This is a genomic window from Cloacibacterium sp. DMC96 (genome assembly GCF_056313765.1).
On sequence record NZ_JBQUZQ010000001.1, the window covers coordinates 890,862 to 914,274 of the forward strand.

The window sequence follows — 23,413 nt, forward strand, 5'->3', positions numbered from 1 at the left end:
TAATTAATTATATTTGTATGATTTTATAATTATTGTCAATAATCATTCCATTTATAGCGTGTCAAACATCGTAGAAGAAATCAAGAAGCCGATTAACGAAGAAATGAAACTTTTTGAACAAAAGTTTTATGAATCTATGCAAAGCAGAGTTCCTTTGCTTGATAAAGTTACTCGTTTTATTGTAACCACCAAAGGAAAGCAAATGCGACCTATGTTTGTATTTCTTACCGCTCAATTGGTAGGAAATGTAAATGAAAAAACATTTCGCGGCGCTTCTATGATTGAATTGATTCACACTGCTACTTTGGTTCATGATGACGTAGTAGACGAAAGTTTTAAACGTCGTAATTTCTTTTCTATCAATGCTTTATGGAAAAATAAAATCGCAGTTTTAGTAGGTGATTATTTGCTTTCTAAATCGGTTTTACTTTCTACTGATAATAAAGATTTTGATTTATTGGCTGTTATTTCAAGAACCATCAGAGAAATGTCTGAAGGTGAGTTGCTTCAATTAGAAAAAGCTAGAAAATTAGATATTACTGAAGACGTTTATTATGAAATTATTCGTCAAAAAACGGCTACACTTATTGCAGCTTGTTGCGAAGTAGGTGTTTTGTCTAATGGAGCTGATGAGGTTTTAGCCAAAAAAATGCAAGATTTCGGTACTTATACAGGAATGGCGTTCCAAATCAAAGATGATTTGTTTGATTATCTTTCTAAAAATATTATTGGAAAACCAGTTGGAATTGACATTAAAGAACAAAAGATGACTTTGCCGCTTATTCATACTCTGAAAACGGCGAATGAAGCGGATAGAAAGTACTATTTCAATACTATTAAAAGGTATAATAACGATCAAAAACGCGTAAAAGAGCTGATAGAATTTGTGAAAAAATCTGGAGGACTGGATTACGCATTTGGTGTGATGAAAGATTTTCAGCAAAAAGCAAAAAATATTCTTTCAGAATTCCCTGATTCTGACGCGAAACATTCTCTTAATTTGATGCTTGATTACGTTATAGAGAGGAAGTTTTAATATTTTCCTTCATCATTTTAATGAAGTATGAAGGTTTAATCTCAAATTTTCTCTGGAAATTATCAGAAAATGCTTCTGCATTCGTAAATCCTGCAATATTTGCCAATTCTTTGATGTCTTTATTCAAGTATTTATGTTCTGTTTTGAGCAAATCTACAATATATTCTAACCTTAAGTCATTGAGATAATTGCTGAAATTTTTCTCTTTATAAACATTAATGATTTTGGAAAGATAAGTTGGATTGGTTCCCAATTTTTCACTGATTAATTTTTGAGTGATTTTATAATCCAGAAATTGTTGTTCCTTTTCGAAAATTTCTAGCTGTTCTAGTATGTATGTAATGGTTGATTCACTAAGTCCCGTGATTTTTGGAATTACAGTTTTATTCTCTTCAACAATTGTAACTGGGATTTTCTCTATTTCTGTATTTTGTGAAAGAATCTGTTTAAACCTTTCTTTATATCTCCTTTGAATCTGAAAATATTTATAAGTAGAAAAAGAAATAATCAGTATACTTAATATAATAATGAAAAGCGTGAGGTATTGATGAACTTTTAAGTTGGTTTCAATACTGTTTTTCTCGTCAATCAATTTTTTTGTATCATATTCTTTATGAATTTTTGCAAAAAGATATTTGTAGTTCTTTTCGTAAGATTTATCCAAAGACATTAATTTGTTAATGTATTCGAGTTGCTTATCTGTGTTATTTTTAGAAGCGTAGTATTCTATAAGTAATTCGTAAGCAGGTCTATATTGAGGATCTTGATTTTTATCTTTGTAATATTCTTTATCAAGTTTTTTAAAATATTTTACAGCTTCTTTTTTATTTCCTAATTTCCAATAAGACATTCCTATGTAAAAAATTTCAGTGTAGTGAGACCAATTGTCTTGGTATAAATGCTGTGCTTTTTTAAGTTTATTAATTGCTAATGAATAATTTTTAAGATAATAAGCATCAGTTCCTTCGGAAGATAGAAAATAAGGGATGTAATGTTCTAATTTATTTTTATCGCAAAAGTTTATCGCTTCTTTTATTAGAGATAGATTTTCTTTTTGTTTGTTTAGTTTAGAATTAGTATCAATGTAATTCATCATTGAAAAAATATACATTTGAATATAATCTTTTCCATACTCCTTAATTTTTGTATTTTTTTTGAAAAATGAAACACATTCTTTTAAAATATTGTTAGCATCTTTTATCTGACCAAGATAGATTTTGTTTTGTGCGATATAATATTTAGACTTAAAAATATAATAATGATCGTTAGAACTCAAAGCGTATTTATGAGCAGTTAAAACATCATCTAGTGATTTTATATATTCAGAATTATCCATAGAAATAATTCCTCTATTCAGATAACTAATCGCCAGAAATTTTGGAGCATTTAATTTTTTACTAATAATTAATGCACTATCAGCATATTTTAAATTTTCAGGAAAAATAGAGTAAACACTTGCAATTTTATATGAATTAATAATAGCTTCATCATTTTGACCTTTTTTTGCGATGTTAATATAATTGTAAATTAATTTCCATCTCTCTACTTTAGAGATTTTATGATTAATTATAGTTTCCTCTAACTTATTATAATCAACTGAAGTCTGTGAAAATATATATAATGGTATAAAAAGAAGTGTAACGATGATTAAAATTCTTTTTTTTAAAAAAATCATTTTTTGTTGTTTGATATTTGGCGTTAATTTTATAATTAATTGATTATTAATTATTTATATATTGTTATTAGTTTGAATTGGGTTAATACAATGATAAAACAAAAAATTGGAATAAGAAATATGATATTTTTTCAAAAAATCCCGGTTGATTTTTATGAATTCCGAGTTCACTTTTTAGTAAGGGAATAATGGAAAGTGTAGTTTTGCTTCATCTTATAAAACACAATAAAAAAGGGGTAAGATTTAATAACCAAACAAAAAAAACAATACTATTTAGAATAGTAAAGTTCTTCTTCAAAGGGAGCTTCAACATGAAAATGTTGAAGTTTTTTTATTTAGATGTTTTTTAAGAATGAGTTTTAATATTTTCCTTCATCATTTTAATGAAGTACGAAGGTTTAATCTCAAATTTTCTCTGGAAATTATCAGAAAATGCTTCTGCATTCGTAAATCCTGCAATATTTGCCAGTTCTTTGATTTCTCTATTCAAGTATTTATGTTCTGTTTTGAGCAATTCTACAATATATTCTAGCCTTAAGTCATTGAGATAATTACTAAAATTTTTCTCTTTATAAACATTTATGATTTTCGAAAGATAAGTAGGATTGGTTCCCAGTTTTTCACTGAGAAGCTTTTGAGTGATTTTAGAATCTAGAAATTGTTGTTCTTTTTCGAAAATATCTAGCTGTTCTAGAATATATGAAACAGTGGATTCACTAAGCCCCTGAGTTTTTGGAGTTATTGTTTTATCCTCTTCAATAAATTTAACTGGTATTTTCTCGATTTCTGTATTTTTTGAGATGATTTGTTCAAAACGTTCTTTATATCTCCTTTGCATTTGGAAATATTTATAAGTAAAAAACGAAATAAAAACAATGCTGATAATGATTACAAAAAGCGTGAGGTATTGATGAACTTTTAAGCTATTTTCAATACTATTTTTCTCGTCAATCAATTTTTGAGAATCATATTCTTTATGAATTTTGGCAAAAAGATACTTATAGTTCTTTTCGTAAGATTTATCCAAAGACATTAATTTATTAATGTATTCGAGTTGTTTATCTGTGTTATTTTTAGAAGCGTAGTATTCTATAAGTAATTCATAGGCAGGTCTATATTGAGGATTTCTATTTACTCCTATATAATATTCTTTGTCTAATTTCTCGAAATATTTTACAGCTTCATTTTTGTTTCCTAATTTCCAATAAGACAAGCCTATGTAGAAAATTTCTGTGTAGTGAGGCCATTGGTCATTATAAGAATCTAAAGATTTTTGTAAATATTTAATCGCTGAATTAAAGTTATTATGGTAATATGCTTCTGTTCCCAAAGATGAAACAAAATAAGGATAATATTCTTTTAAATTATTCTTTTTAATATAATAGAAAGCTTCATTTAATAGAGAAACGTTTTCTTTGTGATTTTTAATTTTACTGTTAGAGTCAATTAATGACAAAATAGAATACATGTAGAATAATTCATTATCAACCCCCAATTTATTTTCTTTTAGATTTGATCTAAAGTATTTTACACAAGATTTTAATTCTTTATTAGCTTCTGAATTTAAGCCTAAATAAATTTTATTTTGAGCGATAAAATATTTTGATTTATTTATTAAGTATTGATCTCCAATTTTAGATGCTACCGTATTTGCTTTAATGATATATTTTAAAGCTTCCTTATGCATAAAATTATCCATAAGTGTGTAGGATCTATTTATTAACGATTCTGTAATTAGTTTGTGATCTTTGTTTTTTTGAGCTATAAATAAAATACTATCTGAATATTTTAAATTTTCAGGATAAAATGAGTAACCAGATGCATATCTATATGCGTAGATTAACGCTTCAGAATTCTTTTCATCTTTTGATTTTTTTATGTATTGATTTATATATACCCACAGTTCTTCCTTTTTGTTATAAGAACTATCAATTTTTTTTTCTAATTCTAAAAAAGATAAATCTTCTAATTTTTTTTCTTGAGCATTTATTGAGATTTGGGAAAAAAACAGAACTGCAAAAAATAAGTTTTTGATTATTAGATAGTTATTGATTTTTGTTTTCACTTTTCACTTTTCTACAATGATAAAACAAAAAATTGGAATAAGAAATATGATATTTTTTCAAAAAATCCCGGTTGATTTTTATGAATTCCGAGTTCACTTTTTAGTAAGGGAATAATGGAAAGTGTAGTTTTGCTTCATCTTATAAAACACAATAAAAAAGGGGTAAGATTTAATAACCAAACAAAAAAACAATACTATTTAGAATAGTAAAGTTCTTCTTCAAAGGGAGCTTCAACATGAAAATGTTGAAGTTTTTTTATTTAGATGTTTTTTAAGAATGAGTTTTAATATTTTCCTTCATCATTTTAATGAAGTACGAAGGTTTAATCTCAAATTTTCTCTGGAAATTATCAGAAAATGCTTCTGCATTCGTAAATCCTGCAATATTTGCCAGTTCTTTGATTTCTCTATTCAAGTATTTATGTTCTGTTTTGAGCAATTCTACAATATATTCTAGCCTTAAGTCATTGAGATAATTACTAAAATTTTTCTCTTTATAAACATTAATAATTTTCGAAAGGTAAGTTGGATTGGTTCCCAGTTTTTCACTGAGCAGTTTTTGAGTGATTTTAGAATCTAGAAATTGTTGTTCTTTTTCGAAAATATCTAACTGTTTTAGAATATATGTGACTGTGGATTCACTAAGTCCAGCGATTTTAGGAGTTACAGTTTTATACTCATCAACAATTGTAACTGGGATTTTCTCGATTTCTTTATTTTTTGATATGATTTGTTCAAAACGTTCTTTATATCTCCTTTGCATTTGGAAATATTTATAAGTAGAAAACGAAATAAAAACAATGCTGATAATGATTACCAAAAGCGTGAGGTATTGATGAACTTTTAAGCTGTTTTCAATACTATTTTTCTCGTCAATCAATTTTTGAGAATCATATTCTTTATGAATTTTGGCAAAAAGATATTTGTAGTTCTTTTCGTAAGATTTATCCAAAGACATTAATTTATTAATGTATTCGAGTTGTTTGTTGGTATTGTTTTTAGAAGCGTAGTATTCTATAAGTAATTCATAGGCAGGTCTGAACTGAGGATCTTGATTTTTGTCTTTGTAATATTCTTTGTCTAATTTTTCGAAATATTTTACAGCCTCTTTTTTATTTCCAAGTTTCCAATAAGACATTCCTAAGTAGAAAATATCTGTATAATGAGGCCAACTATCTTGGTATAAAGTTTGAGCCTTCTTCAATTTTTCTATAGCCAAAAAATAATTTTTAAGAAAATAAGCATTGGTTCCTTCGCAAGAAATAAAATATGCATAATAAAAATTAGAATTGTTTTCTTTAATATATTGAAAAGCTTTTTTTAATAATATTTTATTATCAGAAAATTGATTTAATTTTGAGTTTATGTCAATCAAACTGATTAAAGAGTACATAAACATCATTTCATAATTTTTTCCGTATGTCTGCGATTTATCAAGATTTACAGAAAAGAAATTTACACATTTTTCATATTCCTTTTTGGCATCAAATAATCGACCTAAATACAAATAATTTTGAGCAATAGAATAAATTGTTTGATATTTTAAATAATTATCATTTGTTTTTTCTGCAATTCTGTTAGCAAGCATTAGATAATTAGAAGCTTTATCGTGTTCATTTTTTGCAATAAGTAGACTAGATTTATTGATGTAAGCTTCAGTTAATATAGAATTGTCATTTTTTTTTTTAGCAACTAATATGGCACTATCGGAATATTTGATTTTATATTTTTCAGAAGGATTTTGGCTTGCATATCTATAGGCATAGACTAATGCTTTTAAATTATTTTCTTTCTTGGATTTTTTGATATAAAATTGAATTAATGGCGATGCATTAGCATTGTTATAAACTAAACTATCAATTTTATGTTCTAATTGCAAAAAAGATAAATTTTCTATTTTTTTTTCTTGAGCGTTTGTTAGCATTTGAAGAAATAATAGAACTATAAAAGCTAAGTTTTTGATTATTAGGTGGTTATTGGTTTTTGCTTTCAATTTTTGCTTTTATACAATTATAAAACAAAAAACTGAAATAAGAAATATGATATTTTTTCAAAAAATCCCGGTTGATTTTTATGAATTCCGAGTTCACTTTTTAGTAAGAAATTAATGAAAAGAGTAGTTTTGCTTCATCTTATAGAAACACAATAAAAAGGGGTAAGATTTAATAACCAAACAAAAAAAACAATACTATTTAGAATAGTAAAGTTCTTCTTCAAAAAACTTCAACATGTAAATGTTGAAGTTTTTGTTTTTTAAGCGTTATCTTTAATATTTTCTTTCATCATCTTAATAAAGTAAGAAGGTTTAATCTCAAATTTTCTTTGGAAATTATCAGAAAAGTTTACCGCATTCGTGAAACCAGCCAGAGATGCTAAATTTTTGATATCATAGTTTAAATAGGTAGCATCGTTTTTCAGTAGTTCTATAATGTAGTCGATTCTTAGATCATTAATATAATAGTTAAAATTCTTTCCTTTGTACACATTAATGATTTTAGAAAGATAAGGAATATTGGTGTTAAATTCTTCACTTAAAAGTCTCAATGACATCTGATTATCAGTAAACTTAAGTTCTTCTTCGAATTTTTCTAGTTGTTGCAAAATATTTTGAACTAAAATAGGATTAAGTCCAGGTATTTTGTTGTAAAACTCCAGTTCAGAAGAATTTTTCGGAGCAGTAATTTTTATTTTGTCGGTTATACTAAGCGTTTTTAAGTCTAGTTTTTCTTCTTTTAATTCTACTTCTGCAAGTATTTCTTTTTTCTCTAAGATAGGTTTCTGCGAGATGATTTCTTCAAATTTTTCTTTATATTTTTTTTGTAAAGAATTATAGCGATTCCAATAAAATAATGATGCAAGAATGGTTATTAATAATATTAAACTAATTATAGTTCTTTGATTTTTTAGAGAACTTTCAATTTTGTTCTTTTCATTTATGAGTTTATGAGTATCATATTCTTTGTTAATTTTAGAGAATAAGTACTTATAATTTTTCTCATAATTTTTATCAAGAGACATTAAAGTATTAATATATTTTAATTGCTTATCTCTATTACCAATAGAGTCATTATACTTTATTAATAGTTCATATGCTGGTCTAAATTCAGGATTTAATTTTTTTGATTTGTCATATTCTTTATCTATTTCCTCAAAATATTTAACTGCTACATCTCTTTTCCCAAGTTTCCAATTGGAAAGGCCAATGTAAAAAATATCAGTAATGTGCGGCCATTGATCATTATATAATCTAATAGCATCAGAAAGTTTTTTTATAGCTGACTTATAATTTTTTAAAAAATAATCATCTACGCCATCACAAGAAATAAAATATGGTTTATATATATTTAAGTCATTATTATCAATGTAGCTGTAAGCTTCATTTAGAAATGGTTTATTTTGAGAGTGTTTTCCTATTTTAGTATTAGTATCTAAAATGCTCATAAGGCTATAAAGATAATATTTTTCATTATCCTCACCTAAAGATGATTTATTTACATTTTCTCTGAAATATGAGATACATTGTAATAATTCTTCATTTGCATCTTCATATAATCCAAGATAAATTTTGTTTTGAGCAATAAAATATTTTGTCTTATTAGTGATATATGGATTTTTTAAATCTAATGAATATTTATTAGCTGTAAGTATATTATCTAATGCGAGCTTATACAAAGAAGCATCCATTAAAACAACTCCTTTATTCAAATAAGCATCTGTTATTAGATTTTTATTATTAGAAATTTTACTGGTAATTAAAGCACTATCTGTGTATTGAAAATTCTGAGGACTGCTAAAAATTTTACTGGCATAACGATATGCATAAAATAATGCTTCATTATTTTTATCTTTTTTTGATTTTTTTATGTAAAATTTGACAAGCTTAATCCCTTCATTATGGTTTATATCATATAAACTATCAATTTTTTTCTCAATTTTTACATAATTTAAATACTCAATATTATTATTTTGAGAGAAAAAAATATTTGAAATAAGTAGAATCAAAAAAAACAATATTTTTATGCTAAAGTGCTGATTCATTTTGATTAATAACAGAATTCTTTATTTATTTTAATTTAATAATAAATTATTTTTACAATAATACTGTTATTTTTTCTAAAACAAAACAGTTTTTTTATAAAACAACACTTATATTTTATGAAATGACAGTTGAAAAATTTGTTTGTAGCTGTTGTTTCATGATACATTTGTAAAAAAATTAGTTATGAAAAAAATTATTCTTTTATCCGTTAGTGCGTTAAGTGTTTTATTTGTATCATGTAGACAAAATGAAGATATTCTAAGTAATGAAGATATTCAAACTCTTAATATAATACAAAAGAATAGAGATTTAAGAGAATTAAATAATAAAAATAAAAAAGATACTATTTCAATAAAAACTCAAGTTTTAAGAACTGATTCTCTTTCAACTGTTTTATCATTTGATGAAATTGTAAAGCCACCAAGATAATTTATATAAATCTAATAAAAAAGTAAAATAAAATTTTTTTTCATCGTTTGTGTTTTCTCTTTTCGCTGTTTGTTCTCAGAACAGCGAAAGAGATTTTTGAAGAATTTTTTATTTAAATTTTTTGAAAGATTTAAAAATAATATTAATAAAAAGTAAAATAAAATTTTTTTTCATCGTTTGTGTTTTCTCCTTTCGCTATTTGTTCTCAGAATAGCGAAGGAGATTTTTAAAAGAAAATTTTAAAATACAAATTAAAGAAATATCTAAGATGTACTTTGTTATATTCATAACCATATTTTAATCTTAGAAATTTAAAATATTAATTTAAAAATTTACTGTTATGAAAAAATTTACACCAATATTGTTAGCATTGGCTTCAATCGCAGTATTATCATTTAAACAATCAAATAGTTCAGGGAAATCTGATGATGTTTTGAGTAAAAATGACATTGAGATTTTAGAAATTATACAAAATAAAAGAAAATTAAGAAATAGTAACGAAAATAAGACTACAGTAGTTTTACATAATGAAGAAGAAGCATTAAGATTTCTTAATAAGTAATATTCAGTTAAAATAAATCTAATAAAAGTAAAATAAAATTTTTTTTCATCGTTTGTGTTTTCTCCTTTCGCTGCTTGTTCTCAGAGCAGCGAAGGAGATTTTTTAAAGACATCATCACAATTATTCATACATTCATATTAATTAAGTTGAGCTTAACACAGTATTTCACTTGAAATATTGTGTTTTGTTTTGTAATTGAAAAATAATCAAAAAAATCAATTTATTTTATCAATTCCATAATTTTATTATCTTTGTAAAAATCCTTATCCAAGATATGCAAACTACTTACATTGAAACACAAACAGTTTCTTTTCAAGATTTTAAAAATCAAATATTAGCAGACTATAAACTAGGTAGAATTTCTCGTGAAATGTCTTACATGGCAAGGAGAGAAGTTTTAACAGGTAAAGCTAAGTTCGGGATTGTAGGTGATGGTAAAGAACTACCACAATTAGCCATGGCAAAAGTTTTTAGAAATGGAGATTTTAGAAGTGGTTATTATAGAGACCAAACTTTCGCTTTAGCAGTTGGTGCTTTGTCTGTAGAGAGTTTCTTTGCGCAGTTGTATGCAGATACTTCTGTAGAAAGAGAACCTGCTTCTGCTGGTAGACAAATGAATGGTCACTTTGCAACACGCAGTTTAAATGAAGATGGAACTTGGAAAGATTTAACTCAAATTAAAAATATATCATCAGATATTTCGCCAACTGCAGGACAAATGCCTAGACTTCTAGGTTTGGCTCAAGCTTCTAAGGTTTACAAATCAGTTAAGTTTCACGGTTCAGAGAAATTCAGCAATAATGGAAACGAGGTTGCTTTCGGAACCATCGGTGATGCGTCTTCTGCAGAAGGCCATTTCTGGGAAACTTTGAACGCTGCTTGTGCTTTACAAGTTCCTATGATTTTATCAATTTGGGATGATGGTTACGGAATTTCTGTTCCTACTCATGACCAAAGAGCAAAAGAAGACATGGCAGAAATGCTTTCTGGTTTTCAAAGAAAAGAAGGAAAAACAGAAGGTTGCGAAATTATTCAAGTAAAAGCTTGGGATTATCCTGCACTTCTAGACGCTTATGCTAGAGCCGAACATTTTGCAAGAACAGAATCTGTTCCTGTGGTAATTCACGTGACAGAAGTAACTCAACCACAAGGTCACTCTACATCTGGTTCTCACGAAAGATATAAATCTGAAGATAGATTGAGATGGGAAGCAGATTTCGACGGCTTAGAAAAATTTAAAGAATGGATTCTTAATTATTCTATTGAATTAGAAGGAAAAGAAGAAATTTTAGCTACAGTAGAAGAACTTGAAAATATAGAAAAAGAAGCGAAAAAGATAGCAAAAGACGGTCAGAAAAAAGCTTGGGAAAATTATAGAAATTCTATAGAAATTCTTAAAAATGAAGTACTTCCATTAGTAGAGAATCTAAAATCTCAGAATAGCGAAGTAGAAGTAGAAATGCAAAAATTCGGGGCATTGATTTCTTATGCTAAAAAGGATGTATTCAGTTTGATGAGAAAAGTTTTGCTTTTGACTAGAACTCATCAATCTACTGAAAGACAATGGCTTGCTTCTAAATTTGAACAACTTTTAGCGCAAGAAAAAGATAATTATTCTTCACACCTGTATTCAGAATCTGAATGGAAATCAACCAATGTAAAAGAAGTAAAACCAATTTACTCAGAAAATTCTGAAATGGTAGATGGAAGAGTAGTGGTAAGAAATAATTTTGATAAAATCTTTGAAAAATATCCTGAAACGTTGGTTTTCGGAGAAGATGCAGGGAATATTGGTGATGTAAACCAAGGTTTAGAGGGACTTCAAGAAAAATATGGCAAAGTAAGAGTAGCAGATACTGGTATTAGAGAAGCTACAATTTTGGGACAAGGAATTGGTATGGCGATGCGTGGACTTCGTCCGATTGCAGAAATTCAGTATTTAGACTATATTTTATATTGTTTACAAGGAATTAGTGATGATTTGGCAACACTTCATTACAGAACAAAAGGTGGACAAAAAGCACCAGTTATCATCAGAACTCGTGGTCATAGATTAGAAGGAATTTGGCATTCTGGTTCACCAATGGCTGGGATTATTAACCTAGTAAAAGGTGTTAATGTTTTGGTTCCTAGAAATTTGACTAAAGCAGCAGGTTTTTATAACACGTTGCTTCAGAGTGATGAACCAGCAATTATTGTAGAAACGCTCAATGGTTATAGATTAAAAGAAAAACAACCAGATAATTTAGGTGAGTTCACTGTTCCAGTTGGTAAAATAGAAGTAACTAAAGAAGGAAAAGATGTTACTTTAGTAACTTACGGTTCTACTTGGAGATTGGTAATGGAAGCTGCCGAAGAATTAGAAAAATTAGGAATTTCTGCGGAAGTAATTGATATTCAGTCTCTAATTCCATTTGATATTTCACATGAAATTGCAGAAAGCGTAAAGAAAACCAATCGTTTAGTAATTATAGACGAAGACGTAGAAGGCGGAACTTCTGCATTTATTCTTCAGCAAATTGTAGAAAAACAAAAAGCATTCAGATATTTGGATTCGGCTCCGTTAACGATTGCAGCAAATGATCATAGACCAGCTTATGCAAGTGATGGAGATTATTTCTCAAAACCTTCTGTAGATGATATGGTAGAGAAAATATATGCAGTTTTTCATGAAGCGAACCCTTCTCAATTTCCAAAAATTTAAAAAATGAAAATTTTATTTTTTATTATAACAGCTTTTACTCTTTCGAGTTGTGCTGTGGCAAAAATCCAAGATTGCCCAGAAGAAAAATTCATCAATAAAATGCCCAAAGTGATTGATGGAAACTCACAAACGCATAATGAATATTATATTTACAAAGGAGAAAGAAGAGAAATCAAGGAATTTGATGCCACCTGGATAGAGAAAAACTGCCCGAATATAAAAGTACAAGAAGTTTATTAAAAAACTAAAAATACTATGCCTTGCTAAAAATTAGCAAGGTTTTTTTTATAAATTTATTCTGATTTTCCAACCTATTTCTTAAAAGTTTCATCTATACTTTTAAATATCATTATTATGAACCAGGAATTACTCATTAAGTGCAAAAACAAAGACAGAAATGCTCAAAGGCAAGTTTATGCACAAAATGCAGGAAAATTATTTACCTTATGCAAAAGATATTTAAAAAATGATGAAGATGCTGAAGAAATTTTGGCAGATACCTTTTTTATTATTTTTACCAAGATTGATCAATTAAAAGATTCTGATTTTTTTGAAGCTTGGGCAAGAAAGATTGCGGTAAATAATTGTTTGCAATTGTTAAGAAAGAAAGACAAGTTAAAAATTTCTATAGAAGAAACTTTTATAGAGAAAACATTATCAACAGAAGCGAATAATTTTTCCTTTGAAAAAGATTTACTGTCTTTACTGCATTATTTGCCAGAAGGCTGTAGAACGATTTTTAATTTGTTTGTGATAGAGGGTTACCCTCATAAAGAAATTGCAGAAATGCTTTCTATTTCTGAAGGAACTTCTAAATCACAAGTGAATTTTGCAAGAAAAAAATTGCAAGAAATGTTACAATTTCAAAACATTTAATTTCAAAAAAATCTTAAAAAATGGAAAATTTTAATAAAAATATAGACGATTTATTCAATAGCGAAAGCAAAAAAGCTGAAGAGAATACTAATTTCCCCGGATTTGAAAAAGTTTGGGACAAAGTAGAACAAAAACTAGAAAAAAAAGAAAAGAAAAGAATCCTTCCGATTTGGTTTCCTTCCGGAATTGCGGCTACTTTAGTAATAGGATTGGGTGTTTTGTATTTGTACAATCAAAAAGAAGATTTGCCAGTAAAACCAGTTATTGCGCAACAAGAAACTTCACCTGAAAGTTCTGCGAAATCCAATATTATTAATAAACCACAGTCAGATGTACATAAGTTAGATGAAGAAATTCAAGAGCGAATTAAGAAAAATCCTATAGTTACTAAAGAAATTTTAGCTTATCAAAATACTTCAAATTCAGATAATACTGTAGAAATTATTCAGAATATTGTTCCAGAGAAGATGAAAACGGTTGATTTAGAATATATGAAAAATAGCAAGTATACAACTGATGAATACTATTTAAAAAAAATAGAAACTCCCGCAGTTTCTGCTATACCATTTCAAAATCAAGAAAATAGTTTGTCAAGAGCTAAAACTAAAAATATAAATGAATTGGTTGTTACAGCAATGGGAATTAAAAGAAAAGAACAATCTTTGGGATATGCTTCTGAAATAAATGTCGCTTCTCAACTTCAAGGCAAAGTTGCTGGGTTACAAATTTCTATTAACGCACCTAATATTCCAAATAAAAGTATTGTAATTAGAGGAGTACGTTCTATAGAATCATCATCTAAACCACTTTATGTAATAGATGGAACACCTTATGAAAATGTAGATTTACAAAAAATTTCATCAGACAAAATCAAATCCGTTAATATTCTGAAAGACAATGCTGCAACTTCTCTTTACGGAAGTAGAGGTTTAAATGGGGTCGTTGTAATAGATACTAAAGGTTTGTCGGATAAGGATATTAAAACGATTACAAGTTTTAGTCCTCAAAATAATAATGAGTCTTATGATTCTTGGGAAGAAAATCCATTTGAATTATCTACAAGTCAACCGCTGTCTACTTTTTCTATTGATGTAGATAATGCAGCATATTCTAATATTAGAAGAATGATAAACAATGGACAGATAGTAGATAAAAATGCAGTGAGAATTGAAGAAATGATTAATTATTTCAAATATAATTATCCGCAACCTTCAGTAAATGAGCCATTTTCTATTCATTCTGAATACAATGATTGCGCTTGGAATCCTCAACATAAAATTCTAAAAATTGGTTTACAAGGGAAAACTTTGGTAGAAAAAAACTTACCAAGTTCTAATTTGGTTTTTTTGATAGATATTTCTGGTTCTATGAATGCCGCCAATAAATTACCATTATTAAAGTCATCTTTTAAAGTTTTATTAGAAAGACTTCGTCCTCAAGATAAAGTAGCCATTGTTACTTATGCAGGAAACGCAGGAATTGCCCTGGAACCAACATCGGCTTCACAAAAAGAAAAAATTATGACCGCCCTAGAAAATCTACAATCTGGTGGAAGTACAGCTGGTGCAGAAGGTATAATTACAGCCTATAAATTAGCAGAAGAAAATTTTGTGAAAAATGGAAACAATCGAGTAATTCTCGCAACTGATGGCGATTTTAATGTAGGCGTTTCTAATAATGAAGATTTGAAAGCAATGATTGAAAATAAAAGAAAATCTGGTGTTTTCTTGACTTGTCTTGGTTTTGGAATGGGAAATTACAAAGACAATCGCTTAGAAATGTTGGCAGATAAAGGAAACGGAAATTATGCATATATTGATAATATTCAAGAGGCAAATAAATTTTTAGGAAAAGAATTTGCGGGGAGTATGTATGCAATTGCAAAAGATGTTAAAATTCAAATTGAATTTAATCCGAAATTAGTAAAAGCTTATAGATTAATTGGTTATGAAAGTAGAAAACTGAAAACAGAAGACTTCATAAATGATAAAATAGATGCCGGAGAATTAGGAATCGGGCATACGGTAACCGCTTTGTACGAAATTATTCCTGCAAATTCAACCTCTGAATTTTTACCAAAAGGAAGCGATTTAAAATATACTGAAGTAAAAACAAAAGACAATCTAGGAAGTGAATTGGCAACTATAAAATTCAGATATAAAAAGCCAAATGAAGAAGAGAGTAAAGAATTAATTCAAACAGTTTCTAATTCTCAAAAAGAGATTAATTCTGCTTCTTTAGATTTTAGATTTGCTAATGCAGTAGCTTGGTTTGGTTTGGTTCTGAGAGATTCTCAATACATTTCTAATAAAAATTTAGAGGATATTATCAACTTGGCAAAACAAGGGAAATCTAGTGATGAAGATGGTTACAGAGCAGAATTTATAAGATTGATGGAGAGTTACAAATCCATAAAAAATTAATATTACAAACTGGAGTAGAAATACTTCAGTTTTTTTTGGAATTATGATGTTGCTAAATCTATTGCTTTTTATGAAAGGTAGATTTCAGAATAGATTTTTTATAAAAAAGAGCTAAACTTTTGTTTTAAAAAATCATATTTATATCATAGTAAAACCCGAATTTTCTGAAAAATTCCGTAAATTCGCAAAAATTTAATCTCGAAATGAATTACGATATTATTGTTATAGGTTCTGGACCTGGTGGTTACGTAACCGCAATTAGAGCATCACAATTAGGTTTTAAAACTGCTATCATAGAAAAAGAAAATCTAGGTGGTATTTGTTTAAACTGGGGGTGTATTCCTACCAAAGCATTACTTAAATCTGCTCAAGTTTTTAACTATATAAAACACGCCGAAGATTACGGTCTTAATAAAGTAGAGGGAAGTTTTGATTTTCCTAATGTAATTGCTAGAAGTAGAGGAGTTGCTACTAAAATGAGTGGCGGAATTTCTTTCTTGATGAAGAAGAATAAAATTGACGTTATCATGGGAACTGCCAAAGTACAAAAAGGCAAAAAAGTTTCGGTAACAGACAAAGAAGGAAAAGTTACAGAATACGCTGCTAATCATATTATCATAGCTACTGGAGCTCGTTCTAGAGAATTACCAAATCTTCCACAAGATGGAGTAAAAGTAATTGGTTACAGACAAGCTTTGTCATTGCCTACTCAACCTAAATCTATGATTGTAGTAGGTTCTGGAGCAATCGGAGTAGAGTTCGCAGATTTTTATAATACAATGGGAACTAAAGTGACAATTGTAGAATTCATGCCAAATATCGTTCCTGTAGAAGATGAAGAAATTTCTAAACACTTAGAAAAATCTCTTAAAAAATCTGGAATTGATATCATGACCAATGCATCTGTAGAATCTGTAGATACTTCTGGAAACGGTGTTAAAGCCAATGTGAAAACCAAAGATGGAAACATTACATTAGAAGCAGATATTCTACTTTCAGCGGTGGGTATTGCTGCAAATATTGAAAATATTGGTTTAGAAGAAGTAGGAATTGCTACAGACAAGGGTAGAGTTTTGGTAAATGAATGGTACCAAACTTCTGTTCCTGGTTATTATGCAATTGGTGACATTATTCCTACTCAAGCTTTGGCTCACGTAGCTTCAGCAGAAGGAATTACTTGTGTAGAGAAAATCAAAGGAATGCACGTAGAAACAATTGACTACGGAAACATTCCAGGTTGTACTTACTGTCATCCAGAAATTGCATCTGTTGGTTTAACTGAAAAACAAGCTAAAGAAAAAGGATACGAAATTAAAGTTGGTAAATTCCCGCTTTCAGCATCTGGTAAAGCTACCGCAAATGGTAATACAGATGGTTTCATCAAAGTAATTTTTGATGCAAAATACGGAGAATGGTTAGGTTGCCACATGATTGGAGACGGTGTTACAGATATGGTAGCAGAAGCGGTGGTTGCTAGAAAATTAGAAACTACTGGTCACGAAATCATCAAATCTATTCACCCACATCCAACTGTTTCTGAGGCAATTATGGAAGCTGTAGCTGCTGCTTACGGAGAAGTGATTCACATTTAATATTTATGTAATAAATACAAAAAAACCACAGTTTTTGCTGTGGTTTTTTTAATTTTAACAAATGAAACTAATAATAATATGAAGAAAGAAATCGGGTTAGTACTTTCAGGTGGTGGAACTAAAGGAATTGCCGAAGCTGGTGCATTGAAATTTTTAGAAGAAAAAAATATTTTTCCAGAAGTCATTGCAGGAACGAGTGCTGGTGCAATTGTAGGAGGATTATATACTTTCGGGAAGTCTCCTGATGAGATTTTAGATTTTTTTAAATCGGTTTATTTTTTCAATTGGAAACATTTTACGCTTACTAAACCAGGATTTATCAATTCTGAAGTTTTTAGATTGTACTTGAAACCCATTATTGGAGAAATTAAAATTAAAGATTTAAAATTAGAATTGCTTATTACAGCGACTGATTTGGTTCAAGGCGTTACGCACGTTTTTGATGGAGACACTTATTTGCTTGATGCGATTATAGCTTCATGTTCGGTTCCTGGTTTGACCAGTCCGTTCCAAAAAGATGAAATGTTGTTGAGTGATGGCGGAATTTTGAATAATTTTCCTTCAAATCTCATCAGAGAGAAATGTGAAAAACTAATTGGAGTATATGTTTCGCCACTACAAGATATTGAAGGCAAACAGCTAAACAGCATCAAAGCTGTTTCTACCAGAGCTTATGAATTGCTGAGCCATAGTGTAGAAAATTATAAATTCAAAGATTGTGATTGGTTTATCTCTCCCAAAGAATTATCCAATTATGGAATGTTCGAGAGCAATAAAGCCCGAATGGACGAAATCTATAAGCTAGGTTATGACGAAGCCGTAAAAACTTTCCCCGAAAATTTTTAAAATTTTCTAAAAAACATATTTCGAATAGACTAAAACTCCTGTAATTAAGGAAAGTAGAGTAGCTGTTACTACACTTGCTGCTGCTAAATCTTTGATTAAGCCTATTTTTTCATTGAAATGTGGTTCTATGAAATCACAAATTTTTTCAATAGCTGTATTGATGATTTCCGCAATGAGGACTAAAAAACAAACGATAAAAATTAAAACAGTATCTGTAGAATTTAATTGAAAATAAACAATTAAAAATAAATTAATAACAAGTGCTAAAACTTCTAACTGAAAATTTCTTTCGGTTTTTAGCATCCAAAAAAGTCCTTTGAAAGCATAATAAACACTTTTGTAAAACGGAGGTCTTTTCATTACCAATTTTTATCAACCATGTAAATAAGTTGTGTCATAACCACAGTTCCCAATAATAATTCTCTGCGATTTACTTTTTCGAAAGTGTCTTCTGGAGTATGATGAATGTTAAAATATCTTTGTGAATCTGTTACCAATCCAGATGCAGGAATTTTAAGTTCTCTCAATGGCTCTATGTCTACGCCAGAATGGTCTCCTGCAAATTCATAAATTCCGTATGGGTTAAAAAGTTTTTCCCAAGATTTCATAGATTTGGCTTTGTCAGGATGCATTCCTAAGCTAAAACTTCTCGGTGTAAAACCTCCACTGTCACTTTCTAGAGCAAAAACGTGCGGTTCTTCAGATTTTTTTACCGTTTCCATATAAGTTCTTCCACCTCTTACGCCATTTTCTTCATTGGCAAAACAAACAACTCTTATGGTATGATTATTTTTGAGTTTTAAATTTTTGAAAGTTCTTAGAACTTCTATACTTTGTACAATTCCAGCACCATCATCATGAGCGCCTTCACCTACATCCCAAGAATCAAGATGTGCGCCAACTACAATTACTTTTTCGTCTGATTTTCCTTTGATTTCGCCAATGACAGATTTGGTCATCATTTGACCATTCATTCCACAATTAGAATTGAGAACGGCTTGAACTTTTTGTTTTTTGAGTAAAATTTCTTCTAAATAATCCGCAGATTCTGCACCGATAGCTACAGCAGGAATTTTAGGAATTCCGTCTTCGTAACGAGTAGAACCAGTATGAGGAACATCGTCAAAAGAAGAAGTAAGTGAACGAATAATTACCGCTTTTCCGCCTTTTTTTGCTACTTCAGATGGAGTAACTCTTCTGTATTTTCCAGCGTCTCCATAAGCTTGTCCAGTTACCACAAACTCTTGTTTAAAGGCATAGTTGAAAAACACAATTTTATCTTTTACAGCATAATCTGGTAATTTTTCGAAATCTTCTAAAGTTTTTACTAAAATTACTTCTCCTTCTAAATCTTTACCTTTGGTTCCTTCAGAATTGCCTAAGGAAAGCATCTTTACTTCTTTCCATTTTCCGTGATTCACTTTTAATTTTAAAGATTCATCACCGCGAGTCCATACGTTTACCATTACAGGTTGAAACCAAACTTGGTCTGCACCAGCTTCTAGCAGTTTTTTCATCGCCCAGTCTGCAGATTTTTCGTAATTACTGCTTCCGGATAATCTGCTGCCAATGTCTTTGGTCAATTCTCTAAGGTCTTCATAAGATTTACCATTGACCAAAATTTCGTCTGAAATTTTCTTGAATTGAAGAGAATCTTGCTTGAAATTTTGAGACCAAAAAAATCCGCCCAAAAAGAGCGGAAGTATATAAAGTAGTTTCTTCATGTTGTGATTTCTTTTTGGAAATCTAAAAGTACTATTTTTTTGTAATAAATCAAGAAAAATTACCAATCCATGTCGTACATTAACAGTGCAGTAACCAATTTTGGCTCTATGTAAGTACATTTTGGAGGCATTTGTAAATTCTGATTTGCTAGTTTGGTAATATCATTAAAACTTACTGGGAACAATCCAAAGCCAACGGAATAATCGCCAGAATCTACTTGTTCTTTAAGCTTGATGATGCCTTCAATATTAGAATTTCCTTTTACAAAATTCATTTTGCTGTTTTCTTCTTCCTCATAATCATTAATTCCGAGAATAGGTTTAAAAATGTATTTGTCTAATAAATGATGGTCTACATTGTCTAATCCTTGGTCTAAATCTCTGAGATTATGTTTTACGTGCAGTGAATAAAATTTACCGCCTAAATACATAGAAATGTGGAATTTCTGTGAAGGATAGTAAGCGTTTTCACCTTTTTCGTGGATTAGGAAGTTCTCTGATACTTTTTGTAAAAATTCTTCTTCAGAATTTCCGTTTAAATCTTTTACAACTCTGTTATAGTCATTAATTTTAATCGATTGACTAGAAACAATAAAACTGAAAACAAAATTATAAGGTTCATTGCCATTATGTCTTTTGTTTTTTTCTTTGTGTTTTTGAGCGTATAATGCTGCAGACGCAATTCTGTGGTGACCATCTGCTACATAAAAAGAATCAATTTGGTCTATTACTTCTTTAAATTGCTGAAGTTTTAGACGATTGTCTATTCTCCATACTTTATGTCTTACTCCAGTTTCGTCTGTATGATTAATGATGGGAACGTTTTTTTCTTCGTGATTCATCAGTAATTCTATTTTAGAATTAGCTTGATAGGTAAGAAGAACTGGTTCTGCTTGAAGTGAAACTTTCTCTAAGAAATGAGCTAGTTTTTCTTTTTTATAAGTAAGGGTAGATTCATGTTTTTTAATTTTTCCGTTCCAGAAATCTTCCACACTTGTCAATCCTAATAATCCTCTGAAAACAGATTTATTGGGTAAAATTTGTTCATACAAATAATAAGAAGAGCTGTCTTGAAGAAGTTTATTGTCGCCCAACATTTCTTCGTAATTGCTTCTTACTTTTCGTAGATTTCTATCAACATCTTTCGATTTGCTGCATACATATGGTTTAATCATCTGTATGTAAGAAGAGTCTTCCGTCGCTTTTTTATTGATTTCTTCCTGCGTAAAATTATCCAAAGGATGAGTTGGGAATTTATCAATATAATCAGGGTGCGGTCTAACTCCTCTAAATGGTTTAAAAACTGGCATGTTCTACGTTTAATTAATTTGAGGTTTTATATAGTTTAATTTTTTAAATTTTGCGAATATAATAAATTTTTAAATTATATAAGTTTTTGTAAGTCAATAATTTGTTGTGCTAATTCTGTTCCTATTCTTTCTTGGGCTTCTAAAGTGCTTCCACCAACATGCGGAGAAAGCGAAAGCGAAGGATTCATCAGAATCTGAATTTCCGGTTTTGGTTCGGTTTCGAAAACATCTAGAGCAGCTCCCGCTACTTTTTTATTTTCTATATAATCAATGAGTGTTACTTCATTGATTACACCACCTTTTGCAGTATTTACAATGAAAACGCCATCTTTCATCATTTCAAATTCTGGCGTATCTATTATATATTCATTAGTTTCTGAAGTATTAATGCTGATGAAATCTAGCTCTCTTAGAAACGCTTCCATATCATTGGTAGAAGTGAATTCAAAATCAATAGTTCTTCCGTCAAAAAATTCTAAAGAAATGGTATCTGTTTTAGGTTTTCTGGTGTAGAAAATAATTTTCATTCCAAGACCTATTCCTATTTTGGCAACTTCTTTTCCGATGTTACCAAAACCAATAATTCCTAGCGTTTTGCCTGAAAGTTCTGTTGCTTTTTCGTAAGATTTTTTGAGAAACGCAAATTTAGAATCACCTTCTAAAGGCATATTTCTATTAGAATCGTGCAAAAATCTAATCAAAGTCAGAAAATGTGCAAAAACTAATTCGGCTACAGATTTAGCAAAAGCGTTTGGAGTATTAATGACATGAATTCCTTTAGATTTGGCGTATTCTACATCTATATTATCCATTGATTCGCCACCTTTTCCTACAATTTTCAAACTCGGACAAGCATCTATAAGTTCTTTAGTTACTTGTGTAGCGTTTTTAACCAATAAAACTTCAACTTGATTTTCATTGATAAAAGGAATGAGGTGTTCCTGAGAAACTCTGTTGTCAAGAAGATTTAATCCAGCTTCTTTTAAAACTTCTTCTCCAGAATTTGAAATACCGTCGTTTGCTAAAATTTTCATATTTTTCTTTAGATTTTAAATAGATTTCATAACATCTACCAAAACCTGTACGCTTTCTATTGGTAATGCATTGTAAAGACTTGCTCTGTAACCACCTAAACTTCTGTGTCCGTTTAATCCATTGATTCCAGCAGCTTTCCAAGCGTTGTCAAAAGCTTCTTTTTTAGATTCGTCTGTAATTTTGAATGAAACATTCATTAAACTTCTATCTTCTGGAACGCAGAAACATTCAAATAATTGATTTCTGTCTATTTCATCATAAAGAAGTTTCGCTTTAGCAATATTTCTTTCTTCTGCAGCAGCTATTCCGCCATTGTTTTCTAACCATTGTAGGGTAATTAGTGAAGCATATACTGCAAAAACTGGTGGCGTATTAAACATAGATTCTTTCGCTACATGTTGAGCGTAATCTAAGTATGAAGGAATAACTCTGCCTGATTTTCCTAGAATTTCTTTTTTTACCACCACTAGAGTAGTTCCAGCTGGTCCCATATTTTTTTGAGCACCTGCATAGATTAGGTCAAATTTAGAATAATCAATCACTCTAGAGAAAATATCCGAACTCATGTCAGAAACCATTAACGTATTGGCTTTTGGAAAATCTTTGATTTGAGTTCCATAGATGGTATTGTTAGAAGTGCAGTGGAAATAATCATATTCTGCACCTACTTCTTCAATTTTTGGAATGTAAGAATAATTTTCTTCCTTAGAAGAACCGATTATATCTACTGTTCCTAATTTTTTGGCTTCTTTAATTGCATTGGCAGCCCAGTTCCCAGAATCTAAATAAGCAGCTTTTCCGTTTTCTTTCATCAAGTTAAATGGAACCATCGCAAATTGTAAACTTGCGCCTCCACCTAAAAATAATACTTCGTAGTCATCATTAAGATTCATTAATCTTTTTACGATGGCTCTGGCTTCATCCATTACTGCGATAAAGTCTTTGCTACGGTGAGATATTTCTAAAATTGAAAGTCCCATTCCGTTAAAGTCTAAAATAGCTTCTGCTGATTTTTGGAAAACTTCTTGAGGGAGAATGCAGGGGCCTGCACTGAAATTATGTTTTTTCATATTTTTATTGAGAATGATAGTAATTTT

Annotated in this window: 18 protein-coding genes; 9 read left to right on the forward strand and 9 right to left on the reverse strand. The window is 29.4% G+C overall.

The window, feature by feature from the left end; all coding sequences use genetic code 11:
* Positions 1-58 precede the first annotated feature (58 nt).
* The gene (locus ACT53I_RS03975) at positions 59-1,036 is read left to right on the forward strand and encodes a polyprenyl synthetase family protein (RefSeq protein WP_476078524.1); all 978 of its coding nucleotides are present in this window, start codon (positions 59-61) and stop codon (positions 1,034-1,036) included.
* Here ACT53I_RS03975 and ACT53I_RS03980 read toward each other — a convergent pair.
* The 4 genes from ACT53I_RS03980 to ACT53I_RS03995 form a co-directional block, all read right to left on the reverse strand.
* Positions 1,017-2,711: a helix-turn-helix domain-containing protein gene (locus ACT53I_RS03980; RefSeq protein ID WP_476078525.1), complete on the reverse strand. Its 1,695-nt coding sequence runs from the start codon at positions 2,709-2,711 to the stop codon at positions 1,017-1,019. The genes ACT53I_RS03975 and ACT53I_RS03980 overlap by 20 nt on opposite strands.
* A 346-nt stretch (positions 2,712-3,057) precedes the next feature.
* The gene (locus tag ACT53I_RS03985) at positions 3,058-4,410 is read right to left on the reverse strand and encodes a helix-turn-helix domain-containing protein (RefSeq protein WP_476078526.1); all 1,353 of its coding nucleotides are present in this window, start codon (positions 4,408-4,410) and stop codon (positions 3,058-3,060) included.
* A gap of 637 nt (positions 4,411-5,047) precedes the next feature.
* Complete coding sequence (locus ACT53I_RS03990; RefSeq protein ID WP_476078528.1) at positions 5,048-6,655, reverse strand: helix-turn-helix domain-containing protein; 1,608 nt, start codon at positions 6,653-6,655, stop codon at positions 5,048-5,050.
* 374 nt (positions 6,656-7,029) lie between these two features.
* Complete coding sequence (locus tag ACT53I_RS03995; RefSeq protein WP_476078529.1) at positions 7,030-8,778, reverse strand: hypothetical protein; 1,749 nt, start codon at positions 8,776-8,778, stop codon at positions 7,030-7,032.
* 220 nt (positions 8,779-8,998) lie between these two features.
* Between ACT53I_RS03995 and ACT53I_RS04000 the strand changes: the two genes are divergently transcribed.
* The 8 genes from ACT53I_RS04000 (at position 8,999) to ACT53I_RS04035 (ending at position 18,247) form a co-directional block, all read left to right on the forward strand.
* Positions 8,999-9,244: a hypothetical protein gene (locus ACT53I_RS04000; protein WP_104792739.1), complete on the forward strand. Its 246-nt coding sequence runs from the start codon at positions 8,999-9,001 to the stop codon at positions 9,242-9,244.
* 340 nt (positions 9,245-9,584) lie between these two features.
* Positions 9,585-9,806 (forward strand): hypothetical protein, encoded by a 222-nt coding sequence (locus ACT53I_RS04005; RefSeq protein WP_104792740.1) that lies wholly within the window; start codon positions 9,585-9,587, stop codon positions 9,804-9,806.
* 274 nt (positions 9,807-10,080) lie between these two features.
* Positions 10,081-12,510, forward strand: a complete 2,430-nt coding sequence (locus ACT53I_RS04010) for an alpha-ketoacid dehydrogenase subunit alpha/beta (protein WP_476078530.1) — start codon at positions 10,081-10,083, stop codon at positions 12,508-12,510.
* Between the two features lie 3 nt (positions 12,511-12,513).
* Entirely contained in the window at positions 12,514-12,750 is a 237-nt protein-coding gene (locus ACT53I_RS04015) for a hypothetical protein (RefSeq protein WP_476078531.1), read from the forward strand.
* 114 nt (positions 12,751-12,864) lie between these two features.
* Positions 12,865-13,386: an RNA polymerase sigma factor gene (locus ACT53I_RS04020; protein WP_371486642.1), complete on the forward strand. Its 522-nt coding sequence runs from the start codon at positions 12,865-12,867 to the stop codon at positions 13,384-13,386.
* Positions 13,387-13,406: 20 nt separating this feature from the next.
* Complete coding sequence (locus ACT53I_RS04025) at positions 13,407-15,809, forward strand: vWA domain-containing protein (RefSeq protein ID WP_476078532.1); 2,403 nt, start codon at positions 13,407-13,409, stop codon at positions 15,807-15,809.
* 203 nt (positions 15,810-16,012) lie between these two features.
* The gene (gene lpdA / locus ACT53I_RS04030; protein WP_274779298.1) at positions 16,013-17,401 is read left to right on the forward strand and encodes a dihydrolipoyl dehydrogenase; all 1,389 of its coding nucleotides are present in this window, start codon (positions 16,013-16,015) and stop codon (positions 17,399-17,401) included.
* A 78-nt stretch (positions 17,402-17,479) separates the two neighbouring features.
* On the forward strand, positions 17,480-18,247 hold the full coding sequence (locus ACT53I_RS04035; protein ID WP_476078533.1) for a patatin-like phospholipase family protein: 768 nt from the start codon (positions 17,480-17,482) through the stop codon (positions 18,245-18,247).
* A gap of 6 nt (positions 18,248-18,253) precedes the next feature.
* Here ACT53I_RS04035 and ACT53I_RS04040 read toward each other — a convergent pair whose 3' ends face one another.
* From ACT53I_RS04040 to serC, 5 genes are all read right to left on the reverse strand, one after another.
* Entirely contained in the window at positions 18,254-18,607 is a 354-nt protein-coding gene (locus ACT53I_RS04040; RefSeq protein ID WP_476078534.1) for a diacylglycerol kinase, read from the reverse strand.
* Positions 18,607-19,971 (reverse strand): M20/M25/M40 family metallo-hydrolase, encoded by a 1,365-nt coding sequence (locus ACT53I_RS04045; protein ID WP_476078535.1) that lies wholly within the window; start codon positions 19,969-19,971, stop codon positions 18,607-18,609. The genes ACT53I_RS04040 and ACT53I_RS04045 overlap by 1 nt, the downstream gene beginning before the upstream one ends.
* A gap of 59 nt (positions 19,972-20,030) precedes the next feature.
* Positions 20,031-21,281 (reverse strand): DUF1015 domain-containing protein, encoded by a 1,251-nt coding sequence (locus ACT53I_RS04050; protein WP_213189096.1) that lies wholly within the window; start codon positions 21,279-21,281, stop codon positions 20,031-20,033.
* 74 nt (positions 21,282-21,355) lie between these two features.
* Complete coding sequence (locus tag ACT53I_RS04055; protein ID WP_476078536.1) at positions 21,356-22,315, reverse strand: D-2-hydroxyacid dehydrogenase; 960 nt, start codon at positions 22,313-22,315, stop codon at positions 21,356-21,358.
* A gap of 15 nt (positions 22,316-22,330) precedes the next feature.
* Complete coding sequence (gene serC, locus ACT53I_RS04060; RefSeq protein WP_476078537.1) at positions 22,331-23,386, reverse strand: 3-phosphoserine/phosphohydroxythreonine transaminase; 1,056 nt, start codon at positions 23,384-23,386, stop codon at positions 22,331-22,333.
* Between the last annotated feature and the right edge of the window lie 27 nt (positions 23,387-23,413).